Here is a 23,550-nt window from a genome sequence, read left to right as displayed (position 1 = left end):
TTTCCGGCCCAGCAGATAAAGGTAGATTAGTTAGGGTGTATTAAGGTGAGAGTAAGTATCGTGCAAAGCCTGCTTTTTGGTTGTCAGGCCGTTTAGTAGCATCTCGGTCAGGTTCTCGGCAATCTCTGCCGGAGTCATTTTGCCTTCGGGCTTATACCAGGTATGAATCCAGTTGAGGCCCGAAAGTATGGTTAGCGCGGCAAACTTCTCGTCCGGCACGGTAAACTCGCCGCTGCTGATGCCCGAGCGGATAATCTCGCGGAAGCGGGCCTCGTACTTGTCGCGCAGCGCCAGGTACGTGCCATGCATCGGCTCGCTCAGGTGGCGCCACTCATGCAGGAAAACCGCCGACGCCTCCGTGTTCTGCGTGAGCACCTGCACGTGGGCGGCGATGGCGCGTTTGAGCCTGTCGGTGGCCGAGGCTTCTGTGGCCTCGGCGGCATCAATAGCCTCAAAGAATTCCTGCGCCATGTTAAAGCACACCCGCTGCAGTATCTCTTCCTTCGATTTGATGTGCGAGTAAATGCTGGCGGCTTCTATGCCCAGGGCATTGGCCAGGTCGCGCATGGAGGTGGCCGAAAAGCCCTTCGATTTAAAAAGCGCTGTGGCTGTTTTCTCTATCTGTTCTTTTCTGCTCAATACCGCTTCCATACTTTGTTAACAAATATAAGCAACCTAACGTTCGTTAGCAAATTTATTTTATAAACGATTATCTTTTTCAAAGGTTTGGCTTTCCCTGGCGGGGCTATACGTGTTGGTGCAGTATTTGTACTGCCCATGCGGGGCGGGCCAGGGGCGGCAACGGCTAATTTTTAATTTGTGAAGCGTTGGAAGTATACTTGCGTATATTTAAACCCGACCTACTTTTTGATCCATACTAAACTAAAACTAACCATGACTGACCTGACTAACACTGTTGACATACACACCCTGGAATTTGTGCACTATGAGGTAAAGGAGCGGGTGGGCTATATTACCCTTGCCCGTTCGGAGAAGCGCAACGCCCTGAACTACGAGGTGGTGACGGAGCTGAAGCGGGCCTTCGCCTTTGCAGAGGAGGACGAGGCGAGCAAGGTGATCGTGCTGCGCGCCGAAGGCAAAGTCTTCTGTGCCGGTGCCGACCTGGAATACATCCAGCGCCTGCAGGAGAACGACTACCACGAGAACCTGCTGGACTCTACGCACCTGATGGAGCTCTTCCGCATGATCTATACCTTAAAGAAAGTAGTGATCGCGCAGATTCACGGCCATGCCATTGCCGGAGGCTGCGGCCTGGCGGCTATCTGTGATTTTGGCTTCACCGTGCCGGAAGCGAAGTTTGGGTATACCGAGGTGAAGATCGGCTTTATACCTGCCATTGTAAAGGTGTTCCTGCTGCGTAAGATAGGGGAGGCCAGGGCAAAGCAGCTGCTGCTGACCGGCGACCTGATCTCTGCCGGGGAGGCCGAAAGGTATGGCCTCGTAAACTATGTGGTGCCTGCAGAGGAGCTGGAGGAGCGTGTGTTCGCCTTTGCCCAGAAGCTTTGCAGCGAGAACTCCCGGCAGTCGATGGAGGTAACCAAAGAGATGATTGCCCGTGTACAGGGTATGGGCCTGGAGGAAGGCCTGCAGTACGCCTCCGAAATGAATGCGGTGGCCCGCGGCAGCGAGGACTGCCAGCGCGGTATCGCCGCTTTTTTAAATAAGGAGCAGATTAAATGGTGAAACTCTGTTTAATATTTTAAACTATTCGTTAAACTTGCTGTTCTGTACATATGCTGACAGGCGTTGGAATCATGCTTTTTACTTTTGTGGCAATGGAAGGTGTGGCCTGGGTCATGCACAAGTACGTGCTGCACGGGTTTCTGTGGTTCCTGCACAAGTCGCACCATACGCGGCATACCCATGCGTTTGAGCTGAATGACCTGTTTTTTGCCTATTACGGCACGCTGGCAATGCTCTTCTTTGTCTTTGGCAGCGACCCGATAGACTACAGGTTTTGGGTGGGCGCCGGGATAACCTTGTATGGCGTGGCCTACTTTGTGATTCATGATGTGTTCATACACCGGCGCATCAGGGTGTTTGGGAAAACGTCTAATGTTTACCTCAAGGCCTTGAACATGGCCCACAAGGTGCACCACAAGGAGCAGGGGAAGCATGGGTCCGAGTCGTTTGGGATGCTTTGGGTGTCGCCCCGGTATTTCAGGTCAGCTTATGATATTGTGAAGAAAAAGGAACAGGAGAAACGTGGCTCAGTACACTATTAAAGAACTTGAACATCTATCAGGCATCAAGGCGCATACCATCCGGATATGGGAGCAGCGATACTGTATTCTTTCGCCAAAGCGCACGGAGACCAACATCCGTTACTATGACGATAGTGACCTGAAGTCCCTGTTGAATATCTCGCTGCTGAACGAGCGTGGCTACAAGATTTCTAAAATCGCCCAGATGGACCGGGAGCAGATCCTGGAGAAGGTGCGGCAGCTATGCGACCAGCCCTGTGAGTGCGCGCACCACGTCAGTGCCCTGGTGGCGGCCATGGTGGACATGAGCGAGACGAAGTTTGACCGGGCGCTCTCCATCGCCACCCTGCAGATGGGATTCCAGGAGACCATGCAGCGGGTCATTTATCCTTTCCTGAACAAGATCGGCATCCTGTGGCAGACGGGCAACATTACGCCGGCCCACGAGCACTTTGTAAGCAACCTGATCCGCCAGAAGCTGCTGGTGGCCATAGACGGGCAGGTGGTGAACTGGAACGAGGGAACGCCCACGTACATCCTGTACCTGCCGGAAGGGGAGCTGCACGAGCTGGCGCTGCTGTACATGAACTACATCCTGCGGGCGCATAACCAGCGGGTGATCTACCTGGGGCAGAACCTGCCTTTTGCCGACCTGGAGCTGACTTACGAGCAGTTTAAAGCCGAGTATATCTGCACCGTCCTGACCTCCGCCCCGGAGCGGGAGCATGTGCAGGACTACCTCAACCAGCTGTCGCAGCGCTTCCCTTCCAGCACTATCTACGTGTATGGCTTCCTGGCGCAGGCAGACGGGCTGGTGTTGCCGGCCAATGTGCAGCGCCTGGCATGCATCGGCGACTTTATCGCGAAGTTTAGCTAAATTTAAACGAACCCCACCAATCCGGCCTGCCCTCGCTATCGTTTGTTTCGATGCGGGGGCAGGCCGGTTTTTTTGTGCCTGTCGTTTGCCAAGGAAATATGTACGTACACGGGTCTGAAGCTGCAGTTTGTCTAATTTGTTTAACAATATTTTAAAATAATTTAGACAGTATCATTTTTATTGGGCGGCTTGTCGTATATTTGTTTATGGTATAACCATAAAACGTTAAACAGAATGACTGCTCTAGAATTTAATAACCTCGTACAGAATGTGGCTCAGTCGCTAAGGCCCGCGGCCATGAACTTAACCCGCGATGCCGACGACGCCAAAGACCTGGTGCAGGAGACAATGCTGAAGGCCCTAACCAACCGCGATAAGTTTAAAGCCGGCACCAATCTGAAGGCCTGGCTCTACACCATCATGCGCAACACGTTTATTAATAACTATAATAAAGTGATTAAGCGCAGCAGCAATATCGACAGCTCCGAATACCTGCAGTACCTTAATACAGACGAAAGTTACGTGACGCAGAACAAAGGAACGGCCACCTTCGTCATGAATGATATCAACAAGGCTATCGCCGGGCTGAATGAGGAGCACCGCACGCCCTTCATGATGTACTATGTGGGATTCAAATACCTTGAAATAGCGGAAAAGCTCCAGATACCTATCGGCACTGTAAAGAACCGCATACACATTGCGCGCAAAGAGCTCAAGAAGGTGCTGAAAGTATACCAGCAAGACGCCTAAATCCACCCGTAAAAGCTACGTATGAATGGAACACGTGTAATTGTTATCGGCTCAGGCTTCTCAGGCCTTTCGGCGGCCACGAGCCTGGCAGACCAGGGCTATGACGTAACGGTGCTGGAGAAAAACAGCAGCCCGGGCGGCAGGGCCAGGAGCTTCTCGGCAAACGGCTTTACCTATGACATGGGGCCGAGCTGGTACTGGATGCCCGATGTGTTCGAATCATACTTTAACAAGTTCGGCAAAACCACCTCCGACTATTACGACCTCAAGCGCCTGGACCCGTCTTACACCGTGGTTTTTGGGGAGGATGACTTTGTCGAGATTCCGGCCCAACTGTCGCAGCTGCGCGAGCTCTTCGAGCGTCTGGAGAAAGGAAGCGCCGCCCGGCTGGACAAGTTTCTGGAGCAGGCAGCCTACAAGTATGAGGTGGGGATTAAGCAGCTGGTTTATAAGCCCGGCCGCTCGCTCACAGAGTTTATGAACCCGCGCCTGCTGCTGGATGTGCTGCGCATGGACGTGTTCCAGTCCTTCCACAAGCATATCCGCCGCTTCTTTGGCCACGAGAAGCTCATAAAGCTGATGGAGTTCCCGATTCTGTTTCTGGGGGCCCTGCCGCAGAACACCCCTGCTCTCTACTCCCTGATGAACTACGCCGATATCAGCCTGGGAACCTGGTACCCGATGGGGGGGATGTTCAGAATTGTGGAGGGAATGGTGCAGCTGGCTGAGGAGAAGGGGGTGAAGTTCCTGTACAACCAGGACGTGCAGCGGCTGGATGTGGTGCAGGGCGCCGTGAAGCAGGTGCTGACCGAGACCGATGCTTTCGCAGCCGATGTGGTGGTTGCCAGTGCCGATTACCATCACGTGGAGAAGGCGCTGCTGCCCAAAGCCTCCCAAAGCTACTCCGACAGTTACTGGGAGAGCCGCGTGATGGCGCCGTCGTCGCTGCTCTACTACGTGGGCGTAAACAAGCGCCTGAAGAACCTGCAGCACCACAACCTGTTCTTTGACGAGGACTTCGGGCCGCACGCCGAGGAGATCTATACCCATCCCCAATGGCCGGCCAAGCCGCTTTTCTACGTTTCTGCCCCTTCGGTAACGGACCCAAGCGTGGCGCCGGAAGGGTGCGAGAACCTATTTATACTTATACCTGTGGCCCCCGGGCTGCAGGATACCGAGGAGCTGCGCGAGCAGTACTTTAACCTGGTGATGGACCGCCTGGAGCGGCTGACAAAGCAGGAAATACGGAGTTCCATCGTGTACAGGCGCAGCTATGCCCACCGGGACTTTATCCAGGACTACAACGCCTTTAAGGGCAATGCCTACGGGCTGGCCAATACGCTGCTGCAGACAGCAATCCTGAAACCGGGCCTGAAGAGCAAGAAAGTCAGGAACCTTTACTATACCGGGCAGCTAACGGTGCCCGGCCCCGGCGTACCGCCTTCGATAATATCAGGGCAGGTTGTGGCAAGTGAGATAGCGAAGGAGTACGCTCCGGCGCTCGCCGTAAACGTATAACCAAGTATAAACCCCGATTGTGCATGGATCAGCTTTTTAAAAACACCTGTATGCAGTGCAGCAAGGTCATTACACAGGCCTACAGTACCTCGTTTACGCTGGGGATTAAAACGCTGCACAAGAAATTCCACCTGCCAATCTACGGTATCTATGGCTTTGTGCGCCTGGCCGACGAAATTGTAGACACCTTCCATGGGCATGATAAGCGCGCCCTGCTCCGCGACTTCAGGCGGCAGACGTATGAGGCTGTGGAGCAGAGGCTGAGCCTGAACCCGGTGCTGCACGCCTTTCAGTGCGTGGTGCACGAGTACAGCATCGATATGGCATACATTGAGGCCTTCCTGAAGAGCATGGAAATGGACCTGGACGACCAGGTGTACGACCGCGCGCTGTACGAGGAGTATATCTACGGTTCGGCAGAGGTGGTGGGGCTGATGTGCCTGAAGGTTTTCTGCGAGGGCGATCAGGAGATGTTTGAGCGCCTGAAAAAGCCGGCATGCAGCCTGGGGGCCGCTTTCCAGAAGGTCAACTTCCTGCGCGACATGAAAAGCGACTACAAGGAGCGCGGGCGGGTCTATTTTCCGAAGGTGGACTACGGCAAGTTCAGTAACAAGTGCAAGGCAGAAATAGAGCAGGACATCCGCAAAGACTTTGATGACGCCTTTGCCGGCATCATGGCGCTGCCCCGCTCGGCACGCATGGGGGTGTACCTGGCCTACGTATATTACCTGAAACTTTTCCGGAAGATACAGGGGCTTCCGGCAACCCATATTCTAAAAGAGCGCGTAAGAGTACCTGATAACACTAAGTTTGCGTTGCTGCTTAGTTCTTACCTCAAGTACAGACTTAACGCTATTTAAATGCTGCATAGATTACCTTTTATACTTTTACTTTTTGTTGTACAGCTAGCCGTAGCCGGCAGTGCCTCCGGCTACAAGCTATCGGAGCTGCGGGGAGAGTACCTCGAGGCCAGCAAGGATGAGGAGGCGGCGCAGCGCTTCAATAAGAAGATGAGCGCCTACAAAGAAAAGGACCCTGTGGTGCTGGCTTACAAGGCGGCGTCGGAGGCGGTGATGGCGAAGTACGTCTGGAACCCCTACAGTAAGCTGAAACAGATCAAAACCGCGGCCGCCATTTTTGAGGAAGCCGTGGAGCTGGACAGCGACAACCCGGAGATCCGCTTCCTGAGGTTCACCGTGGAACACTACGTGCCGCGCTACCTTAACCTGAGCCAGAACCTGGAGGAAGACAAGTCCGTGATGATCAGTAGCCTGAAAGCCCATCCCAAGTCGGGGATTTCAACGGAGCTGGCCCGCACGATACGAGACTTCCTGCTGACAAAAGACCACTGCACCGACGCCGAAAGAAACACGCTGCAAGCGATTGAGATTTAACCCCGGGTAATGATGATGACCAGCAGGTGAAGCTCAAGGCGCGGCCGTTTCGCACGTGCATTTATACATTGCTTCGGCTTGATACTTACTTGTTGATCACACCACCATTTACACCCGTTCCATGTACCTGTACCTGTACCTGAATATTTTCACGATCCTGTTCCCCTTGCTGCTTTCCTTTGACAAGAAGGTGGCCTTTTATAAGAACTGGGGATCGCTTTTCCCGGCTATCCTGGCCAACGGCCTGCTGTTTGTCGCTTGGGATGCGCTGTTCACGGAGGCTGGCATCTGGGGGTTTAACGAGGCCTACTTAACCGGGATCTACCTCTTTAACCTGCCCCTGGAGGAGGTGCTGTTCTTCCTGACGGTGCCCTACGCCTGTGTGTTTATTTACGACGTGCTGAACGCCTACATCAGCAAAGACCTGCTGCGGCCCGTGGCGAAGCCTCTGGCCCTTGCGCTGATCCTGGCGCTGCCGCTGGTGGCCGTCTTCAACGCCGCCGCACTTTATACTTCCATAACGTTTTGTTTGCTGGCGGTCATGCACCTGCTGCACCTGCGCTTTTTCGGTACCAAGTACCTCGGGCGCTTCTACCTGGCTTACCTGGTGCACCTGGTGCCCTTTCTGCTGGTAAACGGTGTGCTGACTTACCTGCCCATCGTGTGGTACAACGACAGCTTTAACCTGGGGCTGCGCATCGTCTCCATTCCTGTGGAGGATACGATGTACTCGATGCTGATGCTGCTCCTGACGATATCCGTTTACGAGGCGCTGAGGCAGCGGAAACGCGTTAAACAATATGAGCCGATAGCTGTATAAATTATATGCAAAGCCTGGATGTAACGATCGATGCTAACTCCGGTTTCTGTTTCGGCGTAGTGTACGCCATTCAGATGGCTGAGGACTTCCTGGAGGAGCAGGGGTACCTGTACTGCCTGGGCGATATTGTGCACAACGATGAGGAGGTGGAGCGCCTGCAGCAGCGCGGCCTGCGCATCATTAACCACGCCCAGCTGCGGGAGCTGCGTAATGAGGCGGTGCTGATACGGGCCCATGGGGAGCCGCCGGAAACGTACCAGGTGGCGCTGGACAATGGCCTCACGCTGGTCGATGCCTCCTGCCCGGTTGTGCTGAAACTGCAGAACCGCATCAAGTCTTCTTACGACAAAGACGATAAGATCTTTATCTACGGCAAGCATGGCCACGCAGAGGTAATGGGGCTGCTGGGGCAAACGAACAGCCAGGCCGTCGTGTTTGAAAGTATGGAGGAGCTGTTGCGCCATGAGCTGCCTGCCTCTATTACGCTCTACAGCCAAACCACCAAGAGCACAGATAGCTTCTACAGCATTAAAGACGCGCTGGAGCGGCAGGGCTACCAGGTAAACGCCAACGATACCATTTGCCGGCAGGTGTCTAACCGGGATAAGGAGCTGCGCAAGTTTGCCGCCAAGTTCGATAAAGTGGTCTTTGTGTCGGGTACCAAATCAAGCAACGGAAAGGTGCTGTACCAGGTGTGTAAGGATGCGAACCCGCACACGCACTTCATCTCGAAGGTGGAGCAGCTGCAGCCGGAGTGGTTTAGTGCCGGTGATTCGGTCGGTATCTGCGGGGCCACCTCCACACCGATGTGGCTGATGGAGGAGGTGCGGGACTCCTTACTGAACTATCAGCTATGAAGCGCGGGTTAAGAGTTGTAGTTTAGCCTGGCGGCGGAGTGTAGGTTTCTGATCCGAATACGGGTGACAAATGGCGATAGCAAGAAAGAGCGATTTAAGGGGAGTGTCCATTGCGGCTACAATCGTTGTGCTGTGGCTGGCGCTGTTGGTGTACCTGCTGCACTGGCCTGTTGAGCTGTCGTCTCCGCTTACCTATGTTTTTGTGCTGCTGCAGATGCATCTGTACACGGGGCTGTTCATTACCGCACACGATGCCATGCATGGCGTGGCAGCACCCGGTAAGCCGGGGTTAAACCGGGCGATCGGCACCGCAACCGCTTTTTTATTTGCCTATAACTGGTATCCGCGCCTGCTGCCGAGGCACCACCAGCACCACCGGCACGTTGCAACGGAGCATGACCCGGACTATCACCCGGGGGCCTTCTGGTCCTGGTATTTGAGCTTCCTGAGGCAGTACATTACCTGGTGGCAGCTGTTGCTGATGGCGCTTACCTTTAACGTCCTGAAGCTGTTCTTCCCGCTGGAGAATGTAATCCTGTTCTGGATGCTGCCGGCTATACTTGCCACGTTTCAGCTTTTTTATTTCGGGACCTACCTGCCGCACCGGGGGGAGCACCCGGAGGAAAACCGGCACAAGTCCTCCACTCAGCGTAAAAACCACCTGTGGGCTTTTATGAGCTGTTATTTCTTCGGGTATCACTACGAGCACCACGACAAGCCTTACCTGCCGTGGTGGCAGCTTTACAAAGCAAAATCGTAGCTTTGCAAAGTATAATTTTGGCTTGATGCGAGTGCTGTGCAACAGCGCGGGCAGGAGTCCCGTATGTTAGAGGGTTTTGTAAAAAGAAACCTTAACCCTTTACGTGTCATTCCTTTCCTCGTCTCCAGCCCATGAAATCAATTCTAGCTTCTATAGCCTGTAGTGCCTGTATCGTGTTCCTGAGTTTACCGTTTAATGCCCAAAGCCAGTCTTTCTCGAAGGGCGTCGGCAAAGAGCCCGCCATGCTAAAGGCCGGGGTCAACTTTGTGTGGCTCTCCGAGAACGATAGCCAGGGGCTGATGTTCAGCAACAGCTTTGACCACTACCTGAGCGATAGGCTGGCTGTGGGCTTGAGCCTCGGGTTGCTGTCCGCCAAGCGATACGATGAAGCCAAGGAGATTTACACCGTGCAGAACACCTTTTACATGGCGTCGCTGGAGGCTACCTTCGATATTCTGCAGAACGAGTCGGTGGCGTTCAGGCTAGGGGCGGGGCCAACGGCGCGCCACCGGGCGGAAATAAACTCAGACCCCGAGGACGAGGGCACGCAGGACGGCTCCGTTACGCACATCAAGACTTCCGACGTGGGGGCCTTCGGGTTTATAGAGAACGACTTTAACATCCTGCGCAACGGTGTGGCTGGCGGCAGAATCGCCTACTTTCACTATTCGGAAGGAACCCCTGTGCTATCCATCGGTATGCACCTCGGCTTTAAGTTTTAAGCGGAAGTGTTGGCCGGTAGAAAGCATTAGCAAGTATAAAGATGCAGCAGAAACAGGAAGGGGAGCCAGCTATAGCTCCCCTTCCTGTTATAGTGGTGTTGGTTTAGCGGTTGCCGTTCCCTTTTTTGCAACAGGCGTGCAGGCGGTTGTAGGCGTTTTCATCAGCGGGTAGCTGGTCGGCGTCGTAGCCGGTTTCGGTCACGGCCTTGCGGATGCTGTCTGCGTCTGCTTTCCGGCTGTCAAACACCACGGTCAGCACCTTTGAGTCCACATCCAGGCTAGAGGATTTAACCCCCTTTTCGGAAGCCAGGCGCTTCTCCAGTGTTTTCTTGCACATGTTGCACACGGCCGATGTTTTGATCTGTACCGTTTGCGTAGGCTTGTTCTGCTCCTGCGCCTTGAGGCTTATGCTGGTCAGGGCGAACACCATCAAAAGGAACAATGGCTTTAGTTTCTTCATTTGCTTTTGCTGTTAAAGTATAAGGAAACGGTTTGCCGGCAGCGCTATGCTTCCCGGCATGCTTCGTTTGTCCCGCGCTGCTCAAATATACACTTTGCAAGTGTCTTTAACACCGTTTTGGGGATCTAAAATATGTGCGGCCGCTTTGCCGTCGTACCTGGGGAGAGGCAGGCGCCGCAGGTTGCTGGCGGAGGCTGTGCTTTCTGGTGTATACCGCTCGTAAGATACGCTTTGTGTTAAGCCCTAAACGCGGCTTCGGGGCCTACCGGGGCTCACTGGCCATCCTGCAGCGCAGGGGAAATGGGTGCCACGTAGCCCCACCTTAGTTAAATCCCTTCCACTTTCTCCCACTTTTTCCATTTCGCCCCACTTTTGGTGTGGATATCTATATAAAATAGCATATGTAATATATTAAATTGATAAGTGGTTGATAATGTGTTTGTTGTATTGTTTATGGGTCGTATTTTACGCAATTTGTCGATACGCTGCAAATTTAGTTATACCCAAAATTAGGGGGTGGTGGTGTGGATAATGTGGATAAGTGGTGTGGATTACCATAATTTATCCACAAAGTGGTAAAAAGTGGTAGATTGTGGTTGCGATCTTTTGTTGAATGGCTACATTTGTATAGTCCAAAGACTATACGGACGAAACCACCATGAGCCTATGAACTTCCTTTCTGGCGAATATGAGTGCAAGATTGACCCAAAAGGAAGGTTGGTTTTACCTGCAAAGATAAAAGCCAACCTGCCGGAGGCGTCTGGCAATCATGTGGTGCTAACGAGGGGGTTTGAGCCGTGTCTGGTGCTGTATCCAAAAGCCGAATGGAAGGTGATTTACGACAAGGTCGCCGGCCTGAACGAGTTTAACGAAGAGTACCGCCACTTTCAGCGGAACTTCTTCCGGGGCAACACCGAGATTGAGCTGGACGGGGCCGGGCGCTTTATTGTGCCGAAAACGATGGGCCGCTTTGCCGGGCTGGAGAAGGAGGCGATTGTGGTGGGGCTTGGAAACCGTGTAGAGATCTGGAACCCTGATAAGTATGAGGAGTTCCTGATTCAGGATCAACAGAATTTCTCACAGCTTGCCCAGAAGTTCCTGGGAGATAAACCGGCCGAAGAGCCACTTTTATAATGGAATATCATCGCCCAGTATTACTGGAGGAGTCGGTAGAGGCGCTGGCAATAAAGCCGGAGGGGGTGTACGTGGATGTGACGTTTGGTGGTGGAGGCCACTCGGCTCGCATTCTGCAGGAGCTTACAAGCGGTAAGCTCTACAGTTTTGACCAGGATAGCGATGCCCAGGAGCAGTCGCAGAGGCTGGAGGGGCCTACCTTTCAGTTTGTGCGCGCCAACTTCCGGGACCTGAAGAAATACCTGCGGCTGTACGGTGTGAAGAAGGTAGACGGGATTCTGGCGGATTTGGGTGTTTCATCGCACCAGTTCAATGTGCCGGAGCGCGGTTTTTCTACCCGCTTCGACGGGCCGCTGGACATGCGCATGAACTCAGACGCCGGTATTACCGCCCGGGAGGTGCTGGAGACCTACTCGGAGGAGCAGCTGCACCGTATCTTCGGTATCTACGGAGAGGTGAAAAACGCGAAGACCCTTGCCCGCACGGTAGTGGAGAAGCGTAACAGGCAGCCTTTTGAGTCGATTGCGGAGTTTAAGCAGGCGATCAGCTCCTGCACCCCGAAAGGAAAGGAGAACAAGTACCTGGCACAGGTGTTCCAGGCGCTGCGCATCGAGGTAAACGATGAGATGAAGGCGCTGGAAGAGATGCTGGAGCAGGCAGCCGAGGTGCTGAAACCCGGCGGGAGACTTTCAGTGATCTCTTACCACTCCCTGGAAGACCGGATGGTGAAGAACTTTATCGCCAAAGGGAAATTCTTCGGAGAGGTGGAAAAAGACCTGTTCGGAAACGAAATAAAGCCGCTGGAGGCCGTGTATCGCAAGCCGATCACGCCATCAGACGAGGAACTGCTGCAAAACAGCCGCTCCAGAAGTGCCAAGCTAAGGGTAGCGGAGAAGAAGGAGGAACGTGAAGGAAAGTAAAACAAACTATTAGCGAAAAGAATCAGGTATGGCTTCAAATGTACTCATCAAAAGAACAGGCGCACCGAAGGCAAATTCGGCGCGTGTGAAGCCAGAGGCAGAGGAACCGCAGAAGCCCAGGAAAAAGGGCTTGAGCTTGTTCGCGCTGCTGGATAAATATGCCAATGTAGATGCCTTGTTTGAAGAGGGCGTGCCGCTGAAATATATGCCGCGCGTGCTTTTCCTGACGGGCATTACGCTTTTTTACATCGGTAACACCCACTTTGCCGAGAAAACTATCCGCAGGATAGACAAGGTGAAAGTGGAGGTAGAAGACCTGCGCGCAGATTACTCTACGCTGAAGTCAGACTACATGGAAGCCAGTAAGCAGTCTGAGGTGGCGCGCAACGTGGCGCCGCTCGGCCTGGAAGAAAGTTCGTCTCCACCTTATCAAGTGATTGTGCCGGCAGATGAATATTAAGAAGTCCATAGTAGTCCGGGTAAGGGTGGCATTCCTGTTGGTATGCCTTTTTGCGTGCGCGATTGTGTATAAGGTCGTGTACATCCAGTTTCTGGATGGCGAGAAGTGGAAGAGTATCTCCAAAGAGCGCCGAATTTACTACAAGCCAGTGTTCGCCACCCGTGGCAACATCCTCTCCGACAATGAGAGCATCCTGGCTACTTCCCTGCCTTTCTACCGCGTGGCCTTTGACCCGACCGTAGCAAAGGCTGAGGTGTTTAACAGCGGCGTAGACTCTCTGGCTATGCTGCTTTCGCGTTTTTACGGGGATAAGTCGGAGGAGTATTACCGCCGCAAGATCAAGAATGCGCGCCACTCAGGCCGAAGGTATATTCGCCTGAACAGCCGCCAGATCAACTATCAGGATAAGAAGCTGATGACGCGCTGGCCGATCTTCCGGGAGGGCAAGAACAGGGGCGGCGTGATTTTCGAGAAAGTTGAGAAGCGCTTCAAGCCTTTCGGTATACTGGCCGAGCGTACCATTGGCTTTATCAACGAAGACAAAAACGGGGCGGGCCTGGAGTACAGCTTTAACGGTGACCTGGCCGGCACGGACGGTGAGGCCCTTTTTGAACGCATCGCCGGGGGTAGCAAACCGATCTACGACGGCACCGAGGTGAAGCCGCAGCATGGCTACGATATCAAAACAACCATTGATATCAACCTGCAGGACGTGGCCGAGAATGCCCTGTATAAGGTGTTGGACAAAACAGGTGCCGAGTACGGCTGCGTGATCCTGATGGAGGTGAAGACCGGGGAGATAAAGGCCATGGCCAACCTCGGCAAAACCAAGGGCGGCTACATAGAGGACTATAACTACGCCGTGGGGAACCAGGGGCGTACGGAGCCGGGGTCTACCTTTAAGCTGGCCTCCATGATGGCGCTTTTTGAGCATGCCCCGGAGGTAAAGCTGACTGACACGGTGGATACGGGCGATGGCCGCTACCGCATCAAGAACACGATCATGTCCGACTCCAAAATTGGCGGCTATGGCGTGCTTACGGTAAAGGAGGTGTTCGAGAAGTCGTCTAACATCGGGGTGGCCAAGCTGATGGAGCAGCACTTTGGCAATGAGCAGCAGGCTTACGTCAACTACCTGAACCAGTTTGGCCTGAACAGCACCCTGGGCTTTCAGATGGAAGGGGAGGCGAGGCCTTACATGAAGAGCCCGCAGGATAAGAACTGGTACGGCACCACACTCACCTCCATGGCTATCGGCTATGAGACGAAGCTGTCGCCGCTACAGACGCTGGCCCTCTACAACGCCGTGGCAAACAACGGTGTAAAGATCCAGCCGATCATCGTGAAAGAGATCCGCAAGGCCGACGATGTGATCCAGTCGTTCAGTACCCGGGTGCTGAACGAGAAGGTTTGCTCCGACGCTACGCTGAAGAAGCTGCGGGAGATGCTGGAGGGTGTTGTGGAGCACGGCACCGCCAAGAATATCCGCAGCACCGACTATAAGATCGCAGGTAAAACGGGTACAGCCAGAAAAGTAAAGGATGGCCGCTATGTGCGCGAATACTCTGCTTCGTTTGCCGGGTACTTCCCGGCGGACAACCCGAAGTACAGCTGCATTGTGATCATCGACAGCCCGAAAGGGGTGAATGTGTACGGCGGCGACGTGGCGGCCCCGGTTTTCAAGGAACTGGCCGATAAAGCCTACGCCCGCGACCTGGCGATGCACAAGCCGATGCAGGCCCGCGTGGTTCCGGACAAAGAAAGTATGCCGGTGCTGCAGGCGGGCAGCTTAGACGATCTGAAAATGATCTGCAACACCATCGGCCTCAGCACCCATACAGGTAATATGGACGAGGAGTGGGTGAGGGTGTCGCCGAAGCGCCGCTCGCTGGAGTTTAAACCGAACCCGGTGCTGCAGAACAAGGTGCCTGATGTAGAGGGGATGACGCTGCGCGATGCGCTGTTCATACTGGGCAACCAACACCTGGAGGTGAAGGTGCAGGGAGTGGGCAAGCGTGTGAAGAAACAGTCGATGGCCCCGGGCACCGATATAGACAAAGACAAAACGATAACGATTATACTTAGCTAATGCAGCTGCTGCAAGACATACTTCAGAACGTAAGCGCGGTTAGTACGCACGGCCCGCTAGATGTACAGGTGCAGTCCATCGCCTTTGATTCCCGCCAGGTGCAGGAGGGGGTGCTGTTTGTGGCTGTGCGCGGTGTGCAGGCAGACGGCCATGCGTTTATACAGAAGGCCGTGGAGGCGAACGCCGTGGCTGTTGTGTGCGAGGAACTGCCGAAGGAGCTGCAGCCGGGTATAACCTTTGTGCAGGTCAGGGACTCTGGCGAGGCGCTGGGCCGGATGGCTTCGGCTTTTTACGGCCACCCTTCCACAAAGCTGCAGCTTGTAGGGGTTACCGGCACGAACGGCAAGACCACCTCAGTAACGTTGCTGCACAAGCTTTTCCGCGAGCTGGGCTACCATGTGGGGCTAATTTCCACGGTGCAGAACCAGATAGACGAAGAGATCATACCTGCTACGCATACCACACCGGACGCGGTAAAGCTAAATGAGCTGCTGGCGCAGATGGTAAAAGCCGGGTGTACCCATTGCTTTATGGAGGTAAGCTCGCATGCCATGGTGCAGCAGCGTGTGGCGGGCATCACATTCGCTGGCGGCGTGTTCACCAACATCACGCACGACCACCTGGATTACCACGGTAGTTTCGAAGATTATATCAAAGCGAAGAAGTCTTTCTTCGATATGTTGCCGAAAACAGCCTTTGCCCTGGTGAATGCCGACGACAAGCGAGGCCCGGTAATGGTGCAAAACACCAAAGCCAGCGCCCATTTTTATGCTTTACGCAAGGCAGAGGAGTTTAAGGCTCGCATTATTGATAACACTATTCAGGGATTGCACCTGGAGGTGGATGGGCAGGAAATCTGGTGCAAGCTCATCGGCGCGTTCAATGCCTACAACCTGCTGGGCGCCTATGGCGTGGCGGTGTTGCTGGGGGAGGACCCTATGGAGGCGCTGACGGTGCTCTCCAGTCTGAACTCTGCGGCGGGCCGCTTTGACTACATCGTGTCCGAGTCGCAAATTACTGGCATCGTGGACTATGCCCACACGCCGGACGCGCTTGAAAACGTGCTGAACACGATTCAGGAAATCCGCAACCCGAACCAGAAGGTGATTACGCTGGTAGGCTGTGGCGGTAACCGCGATGCAACCAAGCGCCCCATAATGGCCGACATCGCCTGCCGGCTGAGCGACAGGGTGATTCTGACGTCGGATAATCCGCGCTTTGAGGAGCCCCAGGCCATATTGGACGATATGCAGAAAGGCGTAAAACCGCTGGATTTTAAGAAAACGCTATCGGTTCTGGACCGTAAGGAGGCCATTAAAACAGCCTGCATGCTGGCCGAACCGGATGATATTATACTTATCGCAGGAAAGGGGCATGAGACTTACCAGGAGATCAAAGGGGTAAAGTATGACTTTGACGACAAGAAGGTCTTGCGCGAGATGTTCGTGCAGTTGGGAAAGTAAACATTAGTACAGATTAACAATAGCCAAAGGAAACCGAATTAACATTTAAATGCTTTACCACCTTTTTACATACCTGGACCGCGAGTTCGATCTTTTCGGGGCTGGAGTTTTCCAGTACATCTCCTTCCGTGCAGGTATGGCTACACTTGTGTCGCTGCTGATTGCCATGATTTTCGGTGGCAAGCTCATCAAGATCCTGCAGCGCAAGCAGGTAGGCGAATCAATCCGCGACCTGGGGCTGGAGGGTCAGATGGAGAAGAAGGGTACGCCAACCATGGGCGGCCTTATTATTCTGATGGCGATCCTGGTGCCGGTGCTGCTCTTTGCCCGCCTCGATAACGTGTACGTGCAGCTGATGCTGGTGTCAACGGTGTGGCTGGGCCTGATCGGTTTCCTGGACGACTACATCAAGGTTTTCAGGAAGAACAAAGAGGGGCTGGCAGGCCGCTTCAAGATTCTGGGCCAGATCGGCCTCGGTCTGATCGTGGGCCTGACCTTATACTTTAACGACGACGTGGTGGTGCGCCAGTACCTGTTCAGCGATGGCTCAACCTCAGCCGTGAACGCCTCGAACCGCTACATGGATGTGCACAGCATGATCACCACCATCCCGTTTCGCAAAAACAACGAGTTGGACTACTGCAACCTCTTTTCGTTTGCTGGTCCGCTTTTCGAGGGCTGGTCCTGCTATCTCTACATCCCTTTTGTGATTCTGGTGATCACAGCCGTGTCCAACGGTGCCAACATCACCGACGGTATTGACGGACTGGCGGCAGGCACGTCTGCCATTATCGGTACCACACTGGCTATTTTCACCTATGTGTCCGGTAACACGATCTTCGCCGATTACCTGGATATTATGTTTATCCCGAACTCCGGGGAGCTGGCTATTTTCTGTCTGGCCTTTGTGGGGGGCTGCGTGGGCTTTTTGTGGTACAACACCTACCCGGCGCAAGTGTTCATGGGCGACACCGGCAGCCTTTCGATTGGCGGTATCATTGCGGTGCTGGCCCTGATCGTGCGCAAGGAGCTGCTTATTCCGATCCTGTGCGGGATCTTTCTGGTGGAGAACCTGTCGGTGATGCTGCAGGTGAGCTACTTTAAGTATACCAAAAAGAAGTATGGTGAAGGCCGCCGCATCTTTAAGATGTCGCCGTTGCACCACCATTACCAGAAGCTCGGCTACCATGAGTCGAAGATAGTGGGGCGCTTCTGGATCGTGGGCATTATGCTCGCCATCCTGACGCTGGCTACCCTGAAACTGAGATAGACGCAACAAACGAAAACGAACGAGAAACTATGAAACTAGCAATACTTGGAGCGGGAGAGAGTGGTGTAGGGGCGGCTTTGCTTGCGAAGGCAAAGGGCCTGGAGGTATTCGTTTCTGATAAAGGAGAGATAAAGGAGCAGTACAAGGCCAAGTTGGCCACGGCTGCCATTCCGTTTGAAGAAGGAACACACACTTTAGTAAACATACTCGATGCTGACGAAATCATTAAAAGTCCTGGCATTCCTGATAAAGCTGCAGTTATACAAGAAGCAACCAAAAAGGAGATACCTGTAATTTCTGAGATTGAGTTTGCCGGCCGCTACACCAATGCTAAGTTCATCTGCATTACGGGCACGAACGGCAAAACGACCACCACCCTGCTCACTTACCACCTGCTTAAAAGCGCAGGCCTGAACGTGGCCCTCGCGGGAAACATTGGGGAGAGCCTGGCAGAGAAAGTGATCGACAACAAGTACGACTACTACGTGGTGGAGCTAAGCAGCTTTCAACTCGACAATATGTACCAGTTCCAGGCGCATATTGCCGTGCTTTTGAACATTACGCCCGACCACCTGGACCGCTACAACTACAGCATGGAAAAGTATGCCGCCTCTAAGCTGCGTGTGGCGCAGAACATGACGGGCGCAAACTTCTTCCTGTTCAATGCGGATGACGAAAACATCGCGAAAGCGTTTGACTCAGCCAGCTTTGGCGGTACGACCGTGCCTTTCTCGCTAAAAGGGGCAGAGGGAGCCAGGGTTTACATGGAGGGCAAAGAAGTAAAGGTGACTGAGAAGTTTTACGAAGGCACCGTGGACACGTCTGCCTCAGGGCTGATCGGGCGGCATAACCAGTACAACACCATGGCTGCCGTTGGGGTGGCGAAACTGCTGGGCGTGGCGGACGATACCATTGGGCAGGCGCTGGAGACCTTCGAAAACGCAGAGCACAGGCTGCAGCAAATAGCGGTGGCCAAAGAAGTCACCTACATCAACGACTCCAAAGCAACCAACGTGGAGGCGGTGTGGTACGCCCTGGACGGCATTAAGCAGCCTATCGTCTGGATCGCCGGCGGCGTGGACAAAGGCAACGACTACAGCACCCTGCAGGAGCTGGCCCGTGAGAAGGTGAAGGTGCTGGTGTGCCTGGGTAAGGATAACGAGAAGCTTAAGGAGGCGTTCGGCCGCATCGTGCCGATCATCGCCGAGACGACGTCCATAGAGTATGCGGTGCGCCTGAGCCGCTCCCTGGCAACTCCCGGAGACGTGGTGCTGCTATCACCGGCCTGCGCGAGCTTTGACCTGTTTAACAACTATGAACACCGTGGGCAGCGATTTAAAGAGGCTGTTGAGAAAATTGTGCTGAAGAAGAAGTAAGAAAAGAATTTAGAGCCAAAGCGTATGATAAAGCAGTGGTTACAGAACAACCTGAAGGGCGACTCCGTGTTGTGGGGCATCGTGATTGCGTTCTCGCTGATAAGCGTGGCGGTGGTGTATTCTGCCACGGGTACGCTGGCCTATAAAAAAATGGAGGGAAACACCGAGTACTTCCTCTTCAAACATACTTTCCTGATCCTGGTAGGCCTGGCTTTCATGTGGGCGGCGCATAAAGTGCCGTACCGCTACTACTCCAGGCTGTCGCTGGTGGCGCTTATTCTGTCGGCTCCGTTACTGATCGTTACCTTCTTTTACGGCTCCAACATCAACGATGCCTCGCGCTGGATCACTATCCCGGTCATCAACCAGACCTTCCAACCCTCGGATTTGGCCAAACTGGCGCTGATCTCTTACCTGGCCAGCATGCTTTCCAAAAAGCAGCACGAGCTGGAGGACTGGAAGAAGACGCTGTTGCCGATGCTGATCTGGACCGTCATCATCTGCGCCCTTATCGCCCTGACAAACACGTCGACGGCGGTGCTGCTTTTTGCAACCTGCATGCTGCTGATGTTTATTGGGCGTGTGCCTTTCAAATACCTGGCGTCGGTGGTGTTGATCGGTGTGGTTGTGGGAGGCTCAGCCCTGGCCGTGGGGCAGCGTATGGATACGGCCGTTAGCCGTCTGCAGGATTTCATGGACCCTAACGAGGTGCCGTTCCAGCTGGAGCAGTCTTACATTGCGATCGCGACAGGCGGTGTGGTGGGCAAAGGCCCGGGCAACAGCGACCAGCGCGACATTTTGCCGCACCCTTACTCAGACTTTATTTATGCCATTATTCTGGAGGAGTACGGGTTGATGGGCGGCGTCGTGACGCTGTTTCTGTACCTGGCCCTGCTCTACCGCGGCATGGTGACGGTGAACAAGAGCAACGGTGCTTTCGGCGGGCTGCTTTCGGCGGGCCTGAGCTTTAGCCTGGTGCTGCAGGGGATGGTGAACATGGCCGTGGCCGTGGGGCTAGGCCCGATTACTGGACTACCGCTGCCGCTCCTGAGCATGGGCGGTACTTCTTTGATCTTTACCGGAATCTCCATAGGAATTATACTTAGTGTGAGCCGAACAGACACGGAAATGGAACGTGACGCTGTTGGCGTACCTGCTAAATCACCTGTAAACGCAGCTGTTAATGCCTAAGCCAGAAAGACCATATCGCGTAATTATCAGCGGCGGCGGCACCGGTGGACACATATACCCGGCAGTGGCGATTGCCAACCAGCTGCGTGTAGTTAACCCGCAGGCCGAGATTTTGTTTGTGGGCGCGCAGGGGCGCATGGAAATGACGCGTGTGCCGGAGGCAGGCTATAAAATCGTGGGCCTTTGGATCAGCGGTTTGCAGCGGCGCCTCACACTGGACAACCTGTCGTTTCCGCTGAAGGTGCTGTCGAGCGTGCGTGCCTCGCATAAAATTATCAAAGACTTTAAGCCCGATGCGGTGGTGGGCGTGGGCGGCTATGCAAGCGGCCCGCTGCTGTACGCTGCTACATCACGCGGTATTCCGTCGCTCATTCAGGAGCAGAATTCTTACGCGGGCATTACCAATAAGCTCCTTTCCAAAAGGGCCGACAAAGTATGCGTGGCCTACCCCAGCATGGAGGCTTTCTTTCCAGCGGATAAGCTGGTGCTGACCGGAAACCCGGTGCGCTCCGACATTATGGATCTGAAGGGCAAGCGCGATGAGGCGATGCAGCACTTCGGCCTGCAACCGGAGAAGAAAACCATACTCATTATAGGAGGTAGCCTGGGAGCCAGAACTATCAACCAAAGTATAGCGGCAGGTGTGGAGCAGATAGCCGGGGCTGGTTGCCAGCTGATCTGGCAGACAGGCAAGGCCTTTTATCCGCAGGCCCAGGAGCTGGAGACAAAGTATAAGGCACAGGGCATCCGGGCGCTGGATTTTATCAAGCGAATGGATTTGGCCTACGCCGCCGCCGATGTGGTTATCTCGCGGGCAGGGGCACTGTCTATTTCAGAACTGTGCCTGGCCGGGAAACCGGCGGTGTTGGTGCCGTCTCCGAACGTGGCCGAAGACCACCAGACCAAGAATGCCATGGCGCTGGTGCAGCAGGAGGCGGCTATACTTGTAAAAGACGCTGAGGCGATGGAAAGGCTGGTGCCAACCGCCCTGCAACTACTGGAGGATGAACAGGAGCAGCAGCGCCTGCAGCAAAATATACGGAAGATGGCCCGCCCGAACGCGGCAGCTGATATTGTGAACGAACTGATAAAGTTGATCAAGTGAGACTGGAGAACTATAGCTACATCTACTTCTTGGGCATTGGCGGCATCGGTATGAGCGCAATTGCCCGCTGGTTCAAAGCCAAAGGCTATCCGGTGTGGGGGTACGACAAAACGCGCACCTCCCTAACCGAGGCGCTGGAGGGCGAGGGCATCGCTGTGCACTACGAGGATGATGTGGCGCAGCTACCGGAGGAGATTCTCCGTCACCAGGAAAAGACGCTGGTGGTGCTGACGCCGGCCATACCCGCAGAGCACACAGAGTGGGCTTACCTGAGGGAGCAGGGCTACGCCATCAAAAAACGTTCAGAGGTGCTGGGGATCATCACGGCTTCTGCTTATACGGTTGCCGTAGCGGGTACGCATGGCAAAACAACCACTTCGTCTATCGTGGCGCACCTGCTGCACCACGCCGGCGTGGACTGCTCTGCTTTCCTGGGCGGCATCGCAACGAACCTGAACTCGAACCTGCTGATCGGCAAAGGAGAGGCAGACCGGGAGGTAGTGGTGGTAGAGGCCGATGAGTACGACCGCTCGTTTCTGACGCTGTTCCCGGATGTGGCGATCGTAACTTCCGCAGACCCAGACCATTTGGATATATATGGCGATAAGGAGGAACTGATCCGGACTTTCCAGCGGTTCATTAGCCAAATTAAGCCGGGTGGCCACTTGTTTTTGCACGAGGCCACCGACCCGCGGCTGACCGCGCAGGTGCAGGAGGGCGTGCGGGTGTACAAGTACAGCCTGGACAGCGGCGATGCCTATGTGCAGCAACTGAACATCAACGGGCGTTGGTTTGAGTTTGATGCGGTGAGCCCTTTCGGTGATTTGCAGGGGCTGCGGCTGGGCGTACCGGGCTACCATAACACAGAGAATACGCTGGCGGCCGTACTTACGGCGCAGGTGCTGCAAGTGCCGGCCCAAAGTATAAAGTCCGGCGTGGAGACCTTTGCCGGTGTAAAGCGCCGCTTCGAGTTCGTGTTCGAAGGCAACGGGAAAGTATACATCGACGATTACGCGCACCATCCCAAGGAGATTGATGCGTTTATGGGTTCGCTGCGGGCACTTTACCCGAATAAGCGAATTAAAGTGATATTTCAGCCGCACCTCTTCAGCCGTACGCGCGATTTTGCCGATGCGTTTGCAGAGAGCCTGAGCAAGGCGGACGAGCTGGTGCTGCTCGACATCTACCCGGCACGGGAAAAGCCAATGCCGGGCGTGACTTCCGACATGATTCTGAAGCAGGTGACAAGCCCTGTAAAGGAGCTGATGTCAAAAGAGGAAGTAGTGGGAAATCTGCTTAAAAACGGCGATTTTGATGTTTTGGCCACCCTTGGTGCCGGGGACATTGACACGCTGGTGAAGCCCTTAAAAAATATTTTAGAAAATAAAGGGTATGGGCTTGAATAGTAGAATAAAATCTTTAATTTTTGCAGGTTGTAGCATCATATCAATAGGTGCCCTCGCAGGTTTTTCGTCTTCACGGCAAAATGAAAAAATCTGTGAAAAAGTGACAATAACTATTGATAATGAGTACAACAATTACTTTATTGGGGATAAGGAAGTTCTGGGTTTGCTCACCCGCGAGGGCGAGCGAAAACTAGAAGGGCTTCCGAACCAGGATATAGACCTGAAAAACCTTGAAAAACGCATCGAAGCGCATAAATTTGTGAAGGATGCAGAAGTGTACCGGGGTTTGGATGGCAACATTCAAGTGTTTGTAAAACAGAACAGGCCTATTGCAAGAATTATACGATCAGATCAGAATGTCTACATTGATGCCGAGGGGAATATTCTTCCGCTCTCAGATAGGTACACGGCTCGTGTAATACCAATAACTAAGTCAGCTCTTTTACAGCCCACTGACAAAGGGTTCTTTCGAGATTCCTTAGGCCAGTCTTACCTTTCATTGCTCCAGTTTATCGAGGAGGACGAGTTTTGGAAGGCCCAGCTTGCCCAGATGCACATAGACGGCAAGGGCAAGGTTTCTTTTCTGCCACAGGTCGGAGAGCATACGATTGAGTTCGGAAAGCCGGTTAAAGTGGAGGAGAAGTTTAAGAAGTTAGCCATCCTGTATAAAGAGGTTCTGCCCACCATGGGCTGGGACCGCTACAAGCGGGTTAACGTTGAGTTTGAAGATCAGATTATTTGCGAATAATAATA

At 53.9% G+C, this 23,550-nt stretch carries 24 protein-coding genes; 22 read left to right on the top strand and 2 right to left on the bottom strand.

Annotated elements, in window-relative coordinates:
* Positions 1-30: 30 nt before the first annotated feature.
* Positions 31-651, bottom strand: a complete 621-nt coding sequence (locus tag CA264_RS10985; protein ID WP_025607116.1) for a TetR/AcrR family transcriptional regulator — start codon at positions 649-651, stop codon at positions 31-33.
* A gap of 243 nt (positions 652-894) precedes the next feature.
* On the opposite strand from CA264_RS10985, the gene CA264_RS10980 reads away from it, so the two are divergent.
* The 11 genes from CA264_RS10980 to CA264_RS10930 all read left to right on the top strand — a co-directional run bounded on the left by CA264_RS10980 (position 895) and on the right by CA264_RS10930 (position 9,923).
* A complete protein-coding gene (locus tag CA264_RS10980; protein ID WP_051364416.1) occupies positions 895-1,704 on the top strand; it encodes an enoyl-CoA hydratase/isomerase family protein in 810 nt (269 codons plus the stop codon).
* Between the two features lie 71 nt (positions 1,705-1,775).
* Complete coding sequence (locus CA264_RS10975) at positions 1,776-2,246, top strand: sterol desaturase family protein (RefSeq protein ID WP_237151106.1); 471 nt, start codon at positions 1,776-1,778, stop codon at positions 2,244-2,246.
* Complete coding sequence (locus CA264_RS10970; RefSeq protein WP_025607110.1) at positions 2,227-3,102, top strand: MerR family transcriptional regulator; 876 nt, start codon at positions 2,227-2,229, stop codon at positions 3,100-3,102. Before CA264_RS10975 ends, CA264_RS10970 begins: the two co-directional genes overlap by 20 nt.
* A 234-nt stretch (positions 3,103-3,336) precedes the next feature.
* Positions 3,337-3,852 carry an RNA polymerase sigma factor gene (locus CA264_RS10965; RefSeq protein ID WP_025607109.1) on the top strand — a complete coding sequence of 172 codons (516 nt, stop codon included), beginning with the start codon at positions 3,337-3,339 and terminating at the stop codon, positions 3,850-3,852.
* A gap of 21 nt (positions 3,853-3,873) precedes the next feature.
* Positions 3,874-5,370, top strand: coding sequence for a phytoene desaturase family protein (locus tag CA264_RS10960; RefSeq protein WP_025607107.1), 1,497 nt, complete (start codon positions 3,874-3,876; stop codon positions 5,368-5,370).
* 23 nt (positions 5,371-5,393) lie between these two features.
* Complete coding sequence (locus CA264_RS10955; RefSeq protein ID WP_025607106.1) at positions 5,394-6,230, top strand: phytoene/squalene synthase family protein; 837 nt, start codon at positions 5,394-5,396, stop codon at positions 6,228-6,230.
* Entirely contained in the window at positions 6,231-6,764 is a 534-nt protein-coding gene (locus tag CA264_RS10950) for a hypothetical protein (RefSeq protein ID WP_025607105.1), read from the top strand.
* A 121-nt stretch (positions 6,765-6,885) separates the two neighbouring features.
* Entirely contained in the window at positions 6,886-7,584 is a 699-nt protein-coding gene (locus CA264_RS10945; RefSeq protein WP_025607103.1) for a lycopene cyclase domain-containing protein, read from the top strand.
* A 5-nt stretch (positions 7,585-7,589) separates the two neighbouring features.
* Positions 7,590-8,441 carry a 4-hydroxy-3-methylbut-2-enyl diphosphate reductase gene (locus CA264_RS10940; protein ID WP_025607101.1) on the top strand — a complete coding sequence of 284 codons (852 nt, stop codon included), beginning with the start codon at positions 7,590-7,592 and terminating at the stop codon, positions 8,439-8,441.
* A 70-nt stretch (positions 8,442-8,511) separates the two neighbouring features.
* Complete coding sequence (locus CA264_RS10935; RefSeq protein WP_025607099.1) at positions 8,512-9,201, top strand: fatty acid desaturase; 690 nt, start codon at positions 8,512-8,514, stop codon at positions 9,199-9,201.
* 131 nt (positions 9,202-9,332) lie between these two features.
* Positions 9,333-9,923, top strand: coding sequence for a hypothetical protein (locus CA264_RS10930; protein ID WP_157593692.1), 591 nt, complete (start codon positions 9,333-9,335; stop codon positions 9,921-9,923).
* A 103-nt stretch (positions 9,924-10,026) separates the two neighbouring features.
* Here the strand turns inward: CA264_RS10930 and CA264_RS10925 are convergent, their stop codons facing one another.
* Positions 10,027-10,383 carry a heavy-metal-associated domain-containing protein gene (locus CA264_RS10925; protein WP_025607095.1) on the bottom strand — a complete coding sequence of 119 codons (357 nt, stop codon included), beginning with the start codon at positions 10,381-10,383 and terminating at the stop codon, positions 10,027-10,029.
* A 666-nt stretch (positions 10,384-11,049) separates the two neighbouring features.
* Between CA264_RS10925 and mraZ the strand changes: the two genes are divergently transcribed.
* From mraZ to CA264_RS10870, 11 genes are read left to right on the top strand one after another with little or no spacing between them, the layout of a single operon-like run.
* Positions 11,050-11,517 carry a division/cell wall cluster transcriptional repressor MraZ gene (gene mraZ, locus CA264_RS10920; RefSeq protein WP_025607094.1) on the top strand — a complete coding sequence of 156 codons (468 nt, stop codon included), beginning with the start codon at positions 11,050-11,052 and terminating at the stop codon, positions 11,515-11,517.
* Positions 11,517-12,437, top strand: coding sequence for a 16S rRNA (cytosine(1402)-N(4))-methyltransferase RsmH (rsmH, locus tag CA264_RS10915; protein WP_036776058.1), 921 nt, complete (start codon positions 11,517-11,519; stop codon positions 12,435-12,437). The genes mraZ and rsmH overlap by 1 nt, the downstream gene beginning before the upstream one ends.
* Positions 12,438-12,465: 28 nt before the next feature.
* Positions 12,466-12,897 (top strand): FtsL-like putative cell division protein, encoded by a 432-nt coding sequence (locus CA264_RS10910; RefSeq protein ID WP_025607091.1) that lies wholly within the window; start codon positions 12,466-12,468, stop codon positions 12,895-12,897.
* Positions 12,887-14,986, top strand: a complete 2,100-nt coding sequence (locus tag CA264_RS10905) for a penicillin-binding protein (RefSeq protein ID WP_025607089.1) — start codon at positions 12,887-12,889, stop codon at positions 14,984-14,986. Before CA264_RS10910 ends, CA264_RS10905 begins: the two co-directional genes overlap by 11 nt.
* Entirely contained in the window at positions 14,986-16,449 is a 1,464-nt protein-coding gene (locus tag CA264_RS10900; RefSeq protein ID WP_025607087.1) for a UDP-N-acetylmuramoyl-L-alanyl-D-glutamate--2,6-diaminopimelate ligase, read from the top strand. The genes CA264_RS10905 and CA264_RS10900 overlap by 1 nt, the downstream gene beginning before the upstream one ends.
* A gap of 49 nt (positions 16,450-16,498) precedes the next feature.
* Entirely contained in the window at positions 16,499-17,719 is a 1,221-nt protein-coding gene (gene mraY, locus CA264_RS10895) for a phospho-N-acetylmuramoyl-pentapeptide-transferase (RefSeq protein ID WP_025607085.1), read from the top strand.
* A 29-nt stretch (positions 17,720-17,748) separates the two neighbouring features.
* A complete protein-coding gene (gene murD / locus CA264_RS10890) occupies positions 17,749-19,095 on the top strand; it encodes a UDP-N-acetylmuramoyl-L-alanine--D-glutamate ligase (protein ID WP_025607084.1) in 1,347 nt (448 codons plus the stop codon).
* 24 nt (positions 19,096-19,119) lie between these two features.
* Positions 19,120-20,286 carry an FtsW/RodA/SpoVE family cell cycle protein gene (locus CA264_RS10885; protein ID WP_025607082.1) on the top strand — a complete coding sequence of 389 codons (1,167 nt, stop codon included), beginning with the start codon at positions 19,120-19,122 and terminating at the stop codon, positions 20,284-20,286.
* Complete coding sequence (gene murG, locus CA264_RS10880) at positions 20,279-21,391, top strand: undecaprenyldiphospho-muramoylpentapeptide beta-N-acetylglucosaminyltransferase (RefSeq protein WP_025607080.1); 1,113 nt, start codon at positions 20,279-20,281, stop codon at positions 21,389-21,391. Before CA264_RS10885 ends, murG begins: the two co-directional genes overlap by 8 nt.
* Entirely contained in the window at positions 21,388-22,797 is a 1,410-nt protein-coding gene (gene murC, locus CA264_RS10875) for a UDP-N-acetylmuramate--L-alanine ligase (RefSeq protein WP_025607078.1), read from the top strand. The genes murG and murC overlap by 4 nt, the downstream gene beginning before the upstream one ends.
* Positions 22,784-23,545 (top strand): cell division protein FtsQ/DivIB, encoded by a 762-nt coding sequence (locus tag CA264_RS10870; RefSeq protein WP_025607076.1) that lies wholly within the window; start codon positions 22,784-22,786, stop codon positions 23,543-23,545. The genes murC and CA264_RS10870 overlap by 14 nt, the downstream gene beginning before the upstream one ends.
* Positions 23,546-23,550 lie beyond the last annotated feature (5 nt).

Origin of the sequence: Pontibacter actiniarum, assembly GCF_003585765.1 — a bacterium.
GTDB classification, from domain to species: Bacteria; Bacteroidota; Bacteroidia; order Cytophagales; family Hymenobacteraceae; genus Pontibacter; species Pontibacter actiniarum.
The sequence above is the reverse complement of the archived record's forward strand: the minus strand, read 5'-3'. Positions and strand labels throughout refer to the sequence as shown.